The 15,807-nt window shown below is 36.6% G+C and carries 11 protein-coding genes; 4 read left to right on the top strand and 7 right to left on the bottom strand.

Annotation, left to right across the window (positions count from 1 at the left end):
• Positions 1–1,584, top strand: a 1,584-nt coding sequence (locus K9N40_10600) for a hypothetical protein (protein MCF7814917.1), incomplete at its 5' end; no start/stop codon positions are given.
• A 409-nt stretch (positions 1,585–1,993) separates the two neighbouring features.
• On the opposite strand, the gene K9N40_10595 is transcribed toward K9N40_10600, so the two are convergent.
• Entirely contained in the window at positions 1,994–3,364 is a 1,371-nt protein-coding gene (locus K9N40_10595) for an MATE family efflux transporter (protein ID MCF7814916.1), read from the bottom strand.
• 620 nt (positions 3,365–3,984) lie between these two features.
• On the opposite strand from K9N40_10595, the gene K9N40_10590 reads away from it, so the two are divergent.
• A complete protein-coding gene (locus K9N40_10590; GenBank protein MCF7814915.1) occupies positions 3,985–6,288 on the top strand; it encodes a M20/M25/M40 family metallo-hydrolase in 2,304 nt (767 codons plus the stop codon).
• A 166-nt stretch (positions 6,289–6,454) separates the two neighbouring features.
• Positions 6,455–7,120, top strand: a complete 666-nt coding sequence (locus K9N40_10585) for a T9SS type A sorting domain-containing protein (GenBank protein MCF7814914.1) — start codon at positions 6,455–6,457, stop codon at positions 7,118–7,120.
• A 241-nt stretch (positions 7,121–7,361) separates the two neighbouring features.
• Here the strand turns inward: K9N40_10585 and K9N40_10580 are convergent, their stop codons facing one another.
• From K9N40_10580 to K9N40_10555, 6 genes are all read right to left on the bottom strand, one after another.
• Positions 7,362–7,853: a nuclear transport factor 2 family protein gene (locus tag K9N40_10580; protein ID MCF7814913.1), complete on the bottom strand. Its 492-nt coding sequence runs from the start codon at positions 7,851–7,853 to the stop codon at positions 7,362–7,364.
• A 22-nt stretch (positions 7,854–7,875) separates the two neighbouring features.
• Positions 7,876–8,706 carry a hypothetical protein gene (locus K9N40_10575; GenBank protein MCF7814912.1) on the bottom strand — a complete coding sequence of 277 codons (831 nt, stop codon included), beginning with the start codon at positions 8,704–8,706 and terminating at the stop codon, positions 7,876–7,878.
• Complete coding sequence (locus K9N40_10570; GenBank protein MCF7814911.1) at positions 8,703–9,584, bottom strand: DUF488 domain-containing protein; 882 nt, start codon at positions 9,582–9,584, stop codon at positions 8,703–8,705. Before K9N40_10570 ends, K9N40_10575 begins: the two co-directional genes overlap by 4 nt.
• Positions 9,585–9,979: 395 nt before the next feature.
• Positions 9,980–11,032 carry a tRNA 2-selenouridine(34) synthase MnmH gene (gene mnmH, locus K9N40_10565; protein ID MCF7814910.1) on the bottom strand — a complete coding sequence of 351 codons (1,053 nt, stop codon included), beginning with the start codon at positions 11,030–11,032 and terminating at the stop codon, positions 9,980–9,982.
• A gap of 3 nt (positions 11,033–11,035) precedes the next feature.
• Positions 11,036–12,247 carry an ectonucleotide pyrophosphatase/phosphodiesterase gene (locus tag K9N40_10560; GenBank protein MCF7814909.1) on the bottom strand — a complete coding sequence of 404 codons (1,212 nt, stop codon included), beginning with the start codon at positions 12,245–12,247 and terminating at the stop codon, positions 11,036–11,038.
• 93 nt (positions 12,248–12,340) lie between these two features.
• Positions 12,341–14,062 carry a M3 family oligoendopeptidase gene (locus K9N40_10555; GenBank protein ID MCF7814908.1) on the bottom strand — a complete coding sequence of 574 codons (1,722 nt, stop codon included), beginning with the start codon at positions 14,060–14,062 and terminating at the stop codon, positions 12,341–12,343.
• 208 nt (positions 14,063–14,270) lie between these two features.
• Between K9N40_10555 and K9N40_10550 the strand changes: the two genes are divergently transcribed.
• The gene (locus K9N40_10550) at positions 14,271–15,578 is read left to right on the top strand and encodes an ATP-binding protein (GenBank protein ID MCF7814907.1); all 1,308 of its coding nucleotides are present in this window, start codon (positions 14,271–14,273) and stop codon (positions 15,576–15,578) included.
• The last annotated feature ends 229 nt before the right edge of the window (positions 15,579–15,807 follow it).

Below are 15,807 nucleotides of genomic sequence, written 5' to 3'. Positions count from 1 at the left end.
CCAACCTGGGTAGGAGAACTTTATCTGGAACTGCATCGCGGAACTTACACAACCCAGAGTTTAATGAAAAAACATAATCGCAAACTCGAACAGAAACTGCACGATGTAGAATTTCTGGGAGTGCTGGCAGGAGAATTACCCAAAGACAAAATTGACCGCATCTGGAAAGACACACTTCTTAATCAATTCCATGATATTTTACCCGGTTCATCAATTAATTGGGTATACAAAGATGCCAATAAATTGAGTGCAGACAACTTGAAGAAGTTGGAAAAAATAGAAACCGATCTTATTGCTAAATTTGCTGGAGAAGTTAAAAAAAATACAGAAAAATATATCGTTTTCAATTCCCAACCCTGGGAGCGAAATGAAATCCTGCGACTGCCTGCCAAAGACGGACAATACTGGATCGGTGATGGTGAAGCAAGTGGAATTTATACTGCCAGAAATGGATTTGTAGATTACAATATTCACGTTCCGGCTCTGGGTTACACCTGCATTTTTTTTGAAGGTTCTGATATGGTGCTTCCAGAACAGGATTACAAATTCGATGCTTCTACAAAACATCTTGAAAATGACCTGATCCGCATGGAGCTTGATGAAGATGGATGTATCATATCCATTTACGATAAAGAAGCTCAGCGGGAAACATTGGCGGGAAAGGCAAATCTGCTGAGAATGTGGGAAGATGAACCCAATAATTGGGGAGCCTGGGATGTGAATCATTTTTATCGTGAAACGCAACCAGAACAAGCAAAGATTGTATCATCTGAATTGGAATTAGTGTCAAAATTTCGAGCCATAATTAAACAGAAATTCACTATCGGAAACTCAAAGATCATTCAAAGGATTTCACTGCAACGAGATTCTCGACTCATTAGAATTGAGAACGAAGTTGACTGGCAGGAAGAACACAAAATGCTGCGGGTGAGTGCAGATGTGCAAGTTCAAACCGATAAAGCTTCTTTTGAAATCCAATATGGAACACTCAATAGACCGACCCATTCCAATACCAGCTGGGATGCTGCCAAGTTTGAAGTTGCAGCACATCGTTTTGCCGATCTCTCACAAGCCGATTATGGTTTTGCCCTTTTGAATGACTGCAAATACGGTCATTATGTGAAAGGCAACACACTCGATTTAAATCTATTACGCAGTCCTAAAGATACTGATAAAGAAGCCGATCAGCATAAACACAGTTTCACTTTTGCCTATTATCCCCACAAAGGCAGCCTGATCGAATCGGATGTTTTAAAAGAAGCGCATCTTCTGAATAGTCCGCTGATCATTCGACCAATTGCGGAGTTACCAGCAAAAAAACACATGAGCTTTTTCCAAATTCATGGCGCTGGTGTGAAGATCGAAACAGTGAAACCGGCAGAAGATGGAAACGGAGTTATATTGAGACTTTACGAAACCAAAGGAAAAAGCTGCTGCGTTAGGTTGGATATGTGGAAAGAGTGGCAGAAACTGATCGAAATGGATATGCTGGAAAACGATGAAATGGAAATCGAACTGGATAGATATTTTGGAGAATTGCTGTTCGAACCGTTTGAGATCAGAACGTTCAGGGTGGTATTCTAAAACCTTGCGAATGGTCGATTCCCCTCTTGAGAGGGGTACGGCTTTAGCCGTGGGGTGTGTAAAGAACTGCGCAAAGGTTGATTTTCAATCACTGAATTTTCACCGAAAAACAACGAAAATAAAAAACCGGACTTGCCTTAATGCGTAGGCTTGAGGTAAGGACGGTGTTCTTGTATCTTATCGTTGTTCTTAACCCAAACTCTGCATGGGTCAATTCCAGCGATTCTTTTTTTTATTCACGGATTTTCACAAATACAAACGGATAATAATCCATCTTTCTGACGTTTATCTTAGCTTGGCTTTCGAAGAATCTCGTGATATCTCTTATGGCTTTGCATCTCGTGCCGACTTATCCGAAGACTTTTTCAAAGCTTAGGACAAGTCTGAATGAAAGGACGGCAGGAGTGATTCACAACCTATTCTTCTTCCACTTTCCCTGCTTGAATTTCCAGACGGAAGGAACTGCACGTGTGAGAGAACTGACAGCAATTCCGATGGCAATTCCGGCAAAACCAAGATTCAGAGTAATTGCCATAATATAGCCGCAGACAATGACCACCACAAGATCGGAAACACTGGAATAAATGAAAGGTGAAATTGGATTTCCTCCTCCGCGCAGAGCTCCACCCATAGCAAAGGCAAAAGCCATCACCGGTTCACTGATAGCAATGATCTGAAAGAAGGTTTTTCCCAAGGCAATCGCTTCCGTATCATCGGTAAAGAAGCTCATAATCGCTGTGGGGAAAACGAAAAAAAATACAGCAACAATTGTCATCAAACCGGTTGCCATGCCGGCTGCCAGCCAACCGCTTTTTTCAGCTTGCTCCGGTTTTCCAGCTCCCATGTTCTGTCCTACCCGGCTCATGGCAGCGTTCATAAAAGCCAAGCCCACAAAACTGCTGATCATGCGTACCTGCATTCCTACACTGTAGGCGGAAACTGCTCTTGTAGAATTCGGTAGAAGCGTGATGACGCGAATGATGAAAAGTCGGGAAAAATTACGAACAATTCCCTGCATTGAGCGCGGTCCACCCAGAAACATGATCTTTTTGAGCAGTGTAAAATCGAATTGAAACATTTCTTTCAGTTTTATCTGGATCGGGAAGCGTTTAGAGAAAAGAATCCAGATGCCGATGAACGAACCGAAAAAACGAGCCAGAGCTGTTCCCAAAGCTGCTCCTGCTACACCCATAGCCGGGAAGGGTCCAACTCCGAATATAAAAATGTAATTAAACACAATATTCAATGAATTTGTGATCAGCAGCAAATTGAGTGATACTTTTGTTCTTCCCACTCCCAGCAAAATTCCGGTTGTGATGAAATTGAGCATGTGAAAAACACTTCCCAAAAATAGAATCCGCAGGTAGGAATGACCCAGTTCAATAACTTGAGCTTTAGCTCCCAGCATATTCAGGATAGGTTTGGAAAGCAGCAGTCCGGCAGGAGTGATGATGCAAAGAGCTGTGAGTACCATAAATGTAACAGAACGCGATGCTGTGCGGCTTACTTTTTGCTGATCTTTAGCACCGTAGGCATGAGCAACCAACACCGAACTTCCACCACTGATAGCGATCATGATGATCATCAAAAACATCATTACCTGGCGACTCATTCCCACCGCCGCTATCGGCTCAATGCCCAGCGTTCCCACCATTTTGAAATCGACAATTCCCACCAGCACGTGCAGCATATTGGTCAGTATTATGGGCCAGGCGATCTTCCAGACCAGGCGAAATTCTTCTGCGTGGTAATGTTTGTGGTTAGTGACAAGGTTTTTCATGTGATTATCGCTTTCAGTTTATAAAGTGATTCTTGTTTACTAACCTCCTCCCAGTGGAATATCCACAGAATTCCACGGGATAAATTTAATTCCCCCTTAACAGGGGGAGAACAAGGAAGAAATAAATTTCTGTTTCCGATCTCGCTCCCTGTGAAGGGAGCTGGCTCCGATATAATCGGAGACTGAGGGTTACTATTATTCAAATCTAATATTTCCATTTCATTCTCCCAAAAGCAGGTTGCAAAATGTCGAAGGGAAAGTCAAATGAAATTGTTTTGTTCTATCACCCCGCCGGGGTTTGAATCATCTTTTAGCTTCTTCCAGCGGATTGTTTCCACAGTTAGAATCCATCGTCCTTCCAGGACTTTTTGCGTTTCCAAACTGGAGTTTAGGAACGAGATAAAAGTACTACGATAGACTGGATAAATCAATATGGATCACGAAGTGATGACAGAAGAATATAACCAGGGATGCAATCCCTGGAAATAAGAAAGAATAACTTATCAACAAATCCATGAAATGGATGACAGAACCAATTTTGTTTGACAGATAGTGTTTAGTCCTTGGAATGTAATTTGCATAAATGTATTTTATTATAAATTTGTAAAAGGAAGGATAAAATGAAAAAAATTGTAATGGCACTGATTTTTTGTTTCTTTGTATTGCAGCTGACAGCGACCGATTTGATTCTGATCGATACTGATAATGCTACAAAAGCAAAAAGTTACTTTGAAAGAGATGATATAATCGTAAATTACAAACACGATGATTTTCTGATCGGCACATCCGAAAATCGAAATGCTTTTGATTGTGAATTGATAACTTCCAATGCCTGGGAAAGAGGAATGGACTATTTCCTGCTCTGGTTGGATGAAGGTAATAATTCCGATTATATTTTAGAGATCGATCAATTTGCAGACATCATGATGCTGCGAGATGATTTTATGATAATAAGAGCAGCTGAAGAGTATAGAAATCGAGTTGTTCCTATCATTCACAATGGCGTTGTTCGAATTAATAATATCGAGGTAAAGCTCCCGAATGAAAACAAGCTGCTTAGGAATACGCGTTGGGAAGAAGATCCTTTCGTAACACAGCTTCTCACGGAAGTGGATGACGTCGAATTGAACAACACAATTCAAACTTTGGAAGATTTCGGAACCAGAAACTGGTATGAACCTACCTCAATCGATGCTCAAAACTGGCTTTATAATAAATTTGAAAGTTATGGTCTCAGCGTGGAAACTCAAGCCATCCCATATGGCGGACCGAATTCCAGTCAGAACGTAATTGCTACCAAAGTTGGAACGCTCTATCCTGATGAATACGTGATTCTTGGTGCTCATTACGATTCCTATTCCTATTATGGAGATGCGCCCGGAGCTGATGATAACGCAACAGGAAGTGCAGGTATTGTGGAAATTGCCCGAATTTTAAGTCAGCACGATTTCAAGCGAACGATAGTCTTCTGCACTTTCAGTGGAGAAGAATATGGCCTTTATGGAAGTGAAGAATATGCTTCTCAGGCTGAAGCAAATGATATGGAAATTCTGGGATATTTCAATATAGATATGTCTGGTTATCTGGAAAATGGAGAATACATTCATACCGATATGATAGCTCCTCAATCTGCTCAACCTCTGGTAGATTTCTACGAAGCAATTTGTGGTGTTTATCTGCCGGATTTTCCAATTGAACCCGGAATGCTGACAGGTGGAGACAGCGATCATACATCATTCAATAATCATGGTTATATGGGAATCTTTCCTTTTGAAGACAGCGATCTTCACAGTCCTTACATTCACACTCCGAACGATTTGAATGGATCAAGTGTAAATAATTATGATCAGGTGGTAACTTTTACCCAGGCGACGATGGCTTCTGTAATGACAATGGCAAATATGCTGCTTCCTCCTGATAATTTGAATGCCATTGCCGGTGATGAAATGGTCACGCTTTTCTGGGATGATGTTGCCGATGCTGATGAATATTATATTTATCGAGATGATGAGATTGATCCTATTGGAACGTCAGCCTATACTTCTTATGTTGATTTCGGCTTAACTAACGGACAGGAATACACTTATTATGTAACAGCAGTTTATACGGCTTCTGGTGAGGAATCAGTTCCTTCCAATAGCGTGACTGTAATTCCGATGCCGCCGATTTCGCTGCCGTTTAACGATGACTTTGAATCTGGCGCACCTTATTGGACTTTTGAAGGAAGTTGGGGACTGGCTGATAATCAAGCATTTTCCGGCACTTACAGTTTAACTGAGAGTCCAGTTGGAAACTATCTGAGCAACCTTGATATTTCCGCAGAACTGATCAGTGTAGATCTGACAGGATTCAGTGACGCAGAAGTTAGCTTCTGGGCCAAATATAATATTGAACCGAATTACGATTATATGTATTTGGAAGTAAGCACAGATGGGCAAACTTGGGATGAATTGGCTGAATTAACCGGAAATCAGAATGATTGGATGGAATATTCCTATTCTCTGGCTCAATATTTGAATGAACCTAACGTTCAAATTCGATTCAGATTTTACAGCGACTCATATATCATGCTGGGTGGAATGAATATTGATGATTTTGCCATAAGTGTGGATGGTGGAAGCTATAGTGATGATCCAATCATGAAGATAGTTTCGCTGGATAATTATCCCAATCCGTTCAATCCAAGTACGACGATCTTATTCAATATAACTTCCGATCTGGCTGCAAAGGCAGAACTTTCCATTTTCAATATAAAAGGACAGAAAATCAGGAATTTTGAATTTGATCAGCTATCGGCAGGAGAGCATTCAGTTGTTTGGAACGGTAAAGATGATAATGATCAGCAGGTTTCTTCAGGAATCTATTTGTATCAGCTCAAATCTGAAGGATTTCAGTTAAATAGAAAGATGATCCTGCTTAAATAAAGTAAGAAAGAACGTTTAAAGAAAATCATGAATTCCTGTCGGCAAAATCATTTTTCGGCAGGAATTTCTTTAAATATTTCTTGTCGAAGATTTGTGTAAGAATTGAAAATGTTTATAGAAATCTGAAGATAATTAGCTATTCTGATTGATGAGAAGGAGATTTTTTATGAGAAGATTTGTAATTCTTATTATAGTTTTTTTTGCTTTCACATTATCAGCAGAAGAAACGATGGTGTGGTTAACGGCGGAGCCGGATACGATCTATTTTGATGATAATCTAACTTATTCCACGATTCAGGCAATGGTTCAAGATGAAAATGAAGAACCGGTTGCTGGTGCAACTGTATATTTCGACAGCGATATCGGCAATATTCTTCATTATGGATTTACCGATCAAAACGGTATAGCTGAATCAACATTCTGGGAATCTGGTGATCTTGGCGTTGCTACGATCTGGGCGGAATTCAGTGATGATTATCTGGAAACGGAAGTGACAATAATTATGCCGGTTTCTGCTGATGAGAATGTAATTCCGCTGATCACGAATCTGAGGAATTATCCCAATCCATTCAACCCAAGCACTACGATTTTATTTGAAATCAGCAACGAACAATACGAACAGGTAGATATTACAATATATAATCTTAAAGGTCAGAAAGTGAGATCCTTTCCCGAGCAAAGTCTCGGGACTCAGGATGACAATAATGGATTTTATTCTGTAATCTGGAATGGCAAAGATGATTCGGGTAAACCTGTTTCTTCGGGTGTTTATTATTACCAGGTTCGAGCCGAGAACGTATTAAAAACAAATAAAATGCTTCTGATAAAATAACATAAAACCTGCCAGATATTGATTCTCCGACAGGTTTTATTTAAGAATTCCTCGCTGCTCTGCATCGGGCTTTCAAAATTTTCTCCCCTTTGGAGGGGAGATCCGGCAGTTGCCGGAGAGGGGTAAATAATAAAAATTCGGTTTTCAGCTTGCTGAAATAAATTTGGCGAAATACCTCCTGGCTCTGCCACGAGGATAGTCTAATTTAAGAATTTTCATTATTTATCAAATTCTATCCCATTTAATATTCTAATACCTGACCTTCCACCGGAACTGAAAAATGTAATTGCACTATTTTCCAGCCAGCTAAGCCTTTATCCAGAACTCCGCTTAAACGAAGTCCTGTTAAGCTTATCTCTTCTTCACCAGCCATCATTTTCCAATCTGTATATTCGGTAAACCAGGCTGTGTTTCCGGTTGAGTTGATGCGAATAACTTGTTCATAAGGTCTTATTGTGGGATGATCAGATGCAGCAAATTGTTTTTCCATCAATTTCTTCATGCCGCTCCAACCAACAATTCTTTCACCGGCATCAGTTCCAAAACTTATCATGTCTTCATCATGTGCAAAAATGTTGGAAATTCCTTCCATGTCTTCTGCCACCATCGAAACAATATAAGTTTGTAGAACTTTTTCAATTGCAGCTTTTTCAACGTCCAAATCTACTTCTGGTGTGCAACTGACAAAACTGAGAATTGAAAAAACTAAAATTAAAATTGCGAACTTTTTCATAACGACCTCCAACTTAAATAGATTATAAATTAAATTGCAACTGAGAACTTTCCTTGGGTGGATAGAAAATTCCCGTTATTACAAAGGGATTTTTGCCCCATCCATGATATTGTCTTGTTGTTCCTAAGAAGAAATACAGATCCTTATTATTAATGAAATCTTCTTTGTATTTTCTCAATACATCGTTCAAAGCTTGATCCTTATTTTTTGACATTCTTAAACAATTCCAAAATAGTTGTCCAATTTCCCAATCAACTATCTTTAGTTTTGTTTCAACTCCTTTATCATCTATGAAATGGTAACGAAATCTAAATGGAAGTTTATCCACAATTTTGATTTCTTTTTTGTAGTCTTCAAATAACTTAAGTTGTTGCCTATCTGCTTCTATAACTCTAAGTTTATTGTCATCCCATTTTTCGGAATCCACATCAAATGTTACATCTAAAACTTTGGTAGGCTTGAATGTTGCCAACGATAAACTATTCTCTTTGTTGGCTTTATAAATTATTTCTTCAAGATTTGTGTAAATTTTTGTGTTAGAAAAGATAATGTCTTTCCTAGTTTTCCAACTTCTATCTTTGTCAGTATCTAAAACTGGAGAGATAATTGAAATTGAAGTTTGAGGAATTAATCTGTAACTTTCAATTCTTGGATCATCAAGGTTTCTTTCAATATCAACATCAACCCATTGATATTTCTGATATTTCTCTATGTCTGAAAGTTGACGAAATGGAATAGGATAGATTCTTCTCCATTCACCATTTCTATTTATTCCTGCTGTACATACCAATTCAAAATATTTCTTTGAAAGAGTTGGGTATGTTTTAACTAAAATAAATATTTCTTCTTTCATATATGATTTATCGGAATATTGAATTCCTTATTGATTTTATTAGCAATAATGTGCCTATGACAAGATAGGGGATCACTTTCAAAACATGTAAGAGCAATTCTTTTATTCTCTTCAAGTAAATCATAAATATGTTTAATTTCTTCTGCTTTTGAATTTAAACGGATCTTATATAGATCAAATAATTTCCTGTAGCTTTCTTTATCTGAAAGATTTTTTCTTTGACTACTTTCAATTCCAAGTTCAGGAAGATGTACGTATTTTATACTTAAATTATTGCAATATCTTTGAATTTGTTTCTTAGAAAATCCGTATTTCATGCTTTTAGGGTTTCTACGGACATCGCATAGTACTGTTATATTATTTCGAATCAAATCATCTAAATATTGGTCTATGTTTTTACCTTCATATCCAATTGTAAAAAGCTGCATATTATTTTGAGATTTTACTTTCTGCTTTTCATGATTAATTAATTTTTGCTCATTGGAGTTCAAATTTCTTTTACTATTTATAGCATAATAAGGATATCTCTTATAAATACTACTAATGAATTTTGATTGATTATCAATATCTTCAGTTTTGAAAAGATTACTTATATTTTGACTATCATAACTATTCAATTCATTAATATATGAATCGTTTGTTTTCAATATCCACTCAGTTTCGTTTTCTCCGATCAAGTTATAAAATTGGCTCATCAGTAATAAATCTTTATTAGCTTGAAAAGAATAACAACCATAATTATAAGGAATAAAATCGTAACTTGGTTTATGTTGTTTTCTGCAAAAAAGAAAAAGCATTTTTTGCAAATTCAATTTGCCTATTTTTTTTTCCTTAGATTTTTCAATCAAAGCTAACAGTACTTTTCTACGGTAATACATAATTCTTTAGTTCCTAATATTCGAATACATTCACAACTTTTATAAATTAAATAAATTAGCTTTGGTTTCTTTTGTCAAATAAATTAATTTTCCAAGCATCCCCCGAAAAATTTGGAAGGTATAAACCTAATTTACTGTAATAAAGAAAATTGTTGCTATTTTACCCGTCCAAAAACTTATCCAGCAAAGCCCACGAATTTTTAACCTGTGAAATCAATTCAATTTCACTGGGTCATTCGTGGGAATCTTGATGCCAGAAATATATCGGACAACGGTTTCAACCGTTTGCACAAACACAAAACCATTGAAATGGTTACTATAAAAGGTTTTGCTAGCTTTTCCCATGAATAATTTCATGGGCTTGAAAAAAATGAAATTATTGTTTTTTTTGTTGCTTACTGAAAAATAAATATTTTTCGGGGGATGCGTGAATTAATTTTCTGCAGCAAAATTTTAGCAGTTTTTGGGGGATTGTCTTCTTCTATTTTAACTGGAATGATCGTTTGATCTTTTCGTTTGGAGATTCCATAAGAATAGGTTTTATCATAATAGGAAAGTACAATATCGATGGCCGTGTGAAAATCATTTTTCTGAACAGATTCCACAGCTTTCTGGAAGGCAAGTCCACCCAGGCGCTTTGCAATATTGTGAATAGAAAAGATGATCTTATCTTTATTGAAATTTGTGTATTCCTGCATCAGCCTTTTGATGCGAAGTTCTTTACTGAGTTCAAGCTTGTAAACATCTGCATTTCTCATCTGCAAAAAAAAAGGTTTGGGGATTCGCACTTTTCCGATCAACTGGCTTTCGTCTTCCAACCAGATCCTTTCAGCAGGATCGAGTTTGTTCAGTTCACCGAATAATTCATTTTCAAATTGTTCCACAGTTGGTTGTGCCGGCTGACCTAAAGCACCAAATGCAGAACCTTTGTGATTGGCAATTCCTTCCAGATCGATGATCTGCTCATCTTTTTTTGAGATTTCTCGAAGGACATCACTTTTTCCGCTGCCGGTCATGCCGCCGATAATAATAAAATTATAAGATTTCTCAAAACTTTTAAGAACAGTTCGTCGAAAAGATTTGTAACCACCTTCTAAAAGATGAACTTTGTATCCTATCGACCGAAAAAGATTTGCCATTCCTTCGCTGCGCATACCTCCCCGCCAGCAATGAAGCAAAATTTCGCGGGAAGAAAGATGTAGTTTTTCCAATTCGGAAAGATAAAAATCGATTTTGGCTGCAATGAGATGAATACCTTCCCGAAAGGCAGATTCACGATTTTCCTGTTTGTATTTTGTGCCAACGATAGCCCGTTCATCATTGGAAAATAACGGAATATTACAAGCACCAGGAATGTGTCCTTTAGTAAATTCATCGGATGTTCGCACATCGATAATTGGAAGTGAACTTGCTTTTTGAAGGAAGGTTTCTATCGGGATTTTCTGCATGAATTATTTTTCCAAAATACCTTCCAAAACTTCTAATTTGCCATCTGGACCATTAAACAGATTTCGGTACGGTTCAATCTGTAGAAGTTTGCAGATAAAAGGATAAATATGAATATTTTCAAAAGTATCCATTTGATGATTTGCTTTTATATTTGGTCCCATGGCGTAAAAAATTCCCTGCATATTTTTAAGTTTCGGATCGTAGCCATGAGTAGCCATCGAATCATAAGGATCATCACTGGTGGTTAACGTCCAGCCTTCTTCTGCTACCAGAATAAAATCTCCTGCATCTAAACTTTTGAAATGAAAACGTTCTGGAAGAGTATCGTATTCATAAATTTTGATATGTGGAATAGATTTCAGTTTCAAGAATAAGTCGGATTCCAATTTTCTTGAATCGGTTTTTAAGGTAAGCTGCACTACCGGACCACCAAAATAAGGATGCCAGATTTCCGGATCCGGGATGTAATCATTCAAGTTGATCGTCTGTCCTTTTTTTACAGTTGTCATGCCATGATCACTGAGAAGGATAAGATTGATTTGGTCAGCAATTTCCAGTTCCTGAATTCCATTAATTACCTTTCCTAAAATTGAATCCATTTTTTTTATTATTGGAATTAGCTCAGGATTTTCCGGGCCAAACTTATGTCCGCCGGAATCCGGTTCATCGAAATAGAGCATGATGAGATGCGGTCTTTTTTCTTCAGGAAGCTGCAGCCAGCTGAGAACAGAATCAACGCGAGCTTCATAAGGAAAATCATGATGGTACTGCTTTACAATACTGGGAAGATAACCACCAATCGGAGCTTCTGAACCTACCCAGAAATAGGAAGCAGTTTTCACGTTTTGTCTTTCTGCAGTAACCCAGATCGGTTCTGCTCCATACCATTTAGGATCTCGGACTTTTTCTTTATCTTTCATCGTGTAAACATCTTTATGCTTTCTGCTGTAAAAATGGTTAGCGACCAAACCATGAGTTTCTGTGTAACTACCTGTGGCGATAGCATAATGATTGGGAAATGTTTTGGAAGGAAAGATCGGTTGAAGAGATTTTGCTTTGGTTCCATTTTCTTGCAGGTAATCAAAATTCGGAGTATCGGTTTTTTCTGTATAATCATAGCGAAAGCCATCAAAAGAAACAACTAATACATAAGGTTTGTCTGCCAATAGAAAAACTGAAATAGTTAATAGAAAAATCAACAAAAATTTCTTCATAACTTCTTACCTTTTTGCTTTTTTTTTAAGAAGGGGTTTGCTCCGATTTCTAATCAGACCAAACCCCTTGATTTTATTAAAGATCAGTAATTATCACTTGATCTGTTTTAACTCGTTTCGAACAAAATCAACCAGTTTTTTTACGTAAGGAGCACTGAAATCAAATTTGATGCCAGCTGCTTCATAAAGTTCATCAACTGGTTTGGAATATCCCAGAGAAAGGAATTTTTCATATTTCTTCAGAGCTTCTTCTTTGCCGCTGAGCTGGTAATTTTTGTAAACAGAAAGTGCTCCTAATTGAGACATTCCGTATTCGATATAATAGAAAGGAACTTCAAAAATATGAAGTTGGAAAAGCCACATAATTTTTTTAAAATCTTCCAATCCTTCCCAGTTAACACCAGTATTATAGCGATCCATCAAAGAAGCAAAATATTCCTCGCGTTCTTCCATTGTGTGATCTGGATTCAAGTAAATCCAATGCTGGAAGGCATCCACGATCATGCACCAGGGCAAGAAACTGAGAGAACCTTTGAGCTGATCTTTGCGTGCTTTATTGAAATCTGCTTCCTCAGTGTAATATTTATTCCACAAATTCATGGAAAGAAATTCCATACTCATGGATGCAAGTTCTGCCACTTCGCTGGGCGTTCCTTTATAAGCATCTATCTTGAAATCTTTGGTAGCAAAACTGTGCATGGCATGACCAGATTCATGCAGAAGTGTTACCACATTGCGATGCATTCCTACAGCATTCATAAAAATAAACGGAGCACCGGTTTCCTGCAGTGCATAATTATAACCGCCCGGAGCTTTGCCTTTCCTGTTTTCCAGATCCAGCAGATCGGAATTTTTCATCAGGTTCAAGCGAATACCAAATTCAGGCTTTATCTCATGCAGAATGTCGATAGCTTTATCTACGAATTCATCGATGTTTTTAAAGGGTTTTAGTACTTTTCCATCCAGATCGACAGAAGTATCCCAGGGACGAAGTTCTTCTACTCCAAGTTTTTCTTTTCTCTCCTGAGTTAGTTCTTTCAAGAAAGGAAGAACTTCTTTCTCCACAGCATCGTGGAATTTGTAGATATCTTCGGGTGTGTAAGAAAAACGGCCTTTTCGCTGATGCATATAATCTCGGTAATTATCAAATCCGGCATTCTTGGCCTGTTGAATGCGAAGCTTTTTCATCTGGTCAAAAAGCTGATTGAATTCTTCCCGCTTTTCCAGCATCTTTTCATTGCGCAGTTTCCATACTTCTTCTCGTACTTTACGATCGGGATCTTTTAGATAAGGAGCTAATTGAGAAAGAGTTTTTTCTTCTCCTTTGTAAGTAACTGTTATCCTGGAAAAACTGCCGCCGTATTTATTGGCAAGTTTACGTTCTTCCACGGTAAGAGGAATATTTTTCTCACGGAAAAGCTCGATATCATTGGAAATGATTTGATTCAAATGTCCATATTCCTTCTCATCCAGCTCTCTGCGATAAGGACTGTCATAAAATTTCTTTTTGAATTTGAAATCGTAAGGACGAACTTTTGCTACAATATCAGCATAAAAATCATTGTATGCTTTTTCGATATTTTCATCATCTGCAAAACAGGTCATCTTGATGTAACGTTGAGCCATTTCTTCATCCAGAATATCGGAAAATTCACCCAGTTTCTGCATATATTTTACCAATTCATCTGCAGAATTGATTTCTTCCACTTCCAGCTCTTTTAAAACTTTTTCTACGTTTTCCCACTTTGTAATGTCCAGAGCTTCCGAGAAAAATATCCGAGGTTTTTTGACGATCTTCTTTTCTGTGTAATTCATTTCCATCTCCCATACAAATTTAATTTTATAATTGCCACGATGTTTTTCAGACTGATTTTTCTGACAAGGAATTTTGTAAAATATGAAATCGATATTGATGTTTGATAAAGTAAAAATTATTAATCCATTAATTAATTTAGTAAAAAGAAATCAGAAAAAACTTTACAGTAATTATAACAATTTGCATTGTTACAACAGGAGTTGTTATATGAAATTCTATGGTCGGAATTCTGAATTGAAAGAGTTACAGAAGTTAGATAAAATTTCTATTAAAAGAAATACTATGACTGTAATAACAGGGCGTAGAAGAATTGGCAAGACCCGCTTGATTAAACAATTTTGTAAGGAAAAACAGCATTTGTATTTTTTTGCATCTCGCAAGAATGAGAATTTATTATGCAACGAATTTGTAAATATTATCAGAGAAGAATTGAAAATACCGGTTGTCGGAAGTAACTTTACATTGAAAGATGTTTTGCAGTTATTATTTGAATATTCCAAAAAAAGAAAATTGATTGTTATAATAGATGAATTTCAAGATATTTATCGTTACCATCCTGATTTTATTTCGGAACTGCAGAATATGTGGGATGCAAATAGAGAAAATGGAGGAATTCATTTAATCTTAAGCGGCTCTATTTTCAGTTTGATGAATAAAATATTCATCGATGAAAAGGAACCGTTGTTTGGTAGAGCGGATCGCATTTTACGATTACAACCTTTCAAAATTGAAACTGTAAAAGAAATATTTTCTGAATCTAATATTATTGATCAAAAAGTCTTATTTCACGCTTTTCTTCTGACAGGTTTTATGCCAAAATATCTGGAAATTCTAATTGATGAGAATGTCAACAGTTTAAAAAAATTACTAACTTCTGTAATCCGCGAAAATTCACCATTTTTAGAGGAAGGGTTTTCTGTATTGATGGGAGAATTTGGCAAAGATTACAGTACATATTTTTCCATATTAGAGTTGATATCCAAGGGCAAAACCGGAAGAAGTGAAATTGAATCATATTTACAAAAAAAAATTGGAGGTTATTTAGATAGGTTAGATCAGAATTATGATATAATCGATCGAATAAAACCAATTCTGGCAAAGCCAAATTCAAAGCGTCAGAAATATTATGTAAAAGATAATTTCCTGAATTTCTGGTTCAGATTCATTTATAGAAATCGGTCATCTGTAGAAATGAATAACTTCGATTATATTAAACGTTATATAAAAGCACATTACGATGTGTATGCAGGCAAAATTTTGGAAAGATATTTTCATAAAAAACTAATAGAATCGGGAAAATATAATATCATCGGATCATATTGGGAAAAAAAATATACAAACGAAATCGATATAGTTGCTGTTAATCAAATGAAAAAGAATGTTCTTTTTGCAGATGTAAAAATGAAGAAAAATAAACTGAGAATAGAATCACTTAAAACCAAAGCAGCTAAAATTATCGATCAATTTGAGGAGTATAAAATCGAGTGGAAAGGATTTTGTTTAGAAGATATATAAATTATGGAATTGATAATTAATAATTCCAAACTTGACTCAATTAGAGTTTTATCATTTATAATATATTAAAATTTTGAAGAGGAAATAATGTGATAGAGTCCTAAAAATGGTGTAAAAAGAATTTGAGCCAAAATTCAATCCTTGTAAATTGGATTTGCCAAAACAAAAACAAGGAGGAGAATAATGACTCAGATACAAATTAATATGGATAGTGAATTATTGCACGGAC

It is taken from the genome of Candidatus Cloacimonadota bacterium, from assembly GCA_021734245.1.
Classification (GTDB): domain Bacteria; phylum Cloacimonadota; class Cloacimonadia; order Cloacimonadales; family TCS61; genus B137-G9.
This window is presented reverse-complemented; position numbering and strand designations above follow the sequence as displayed.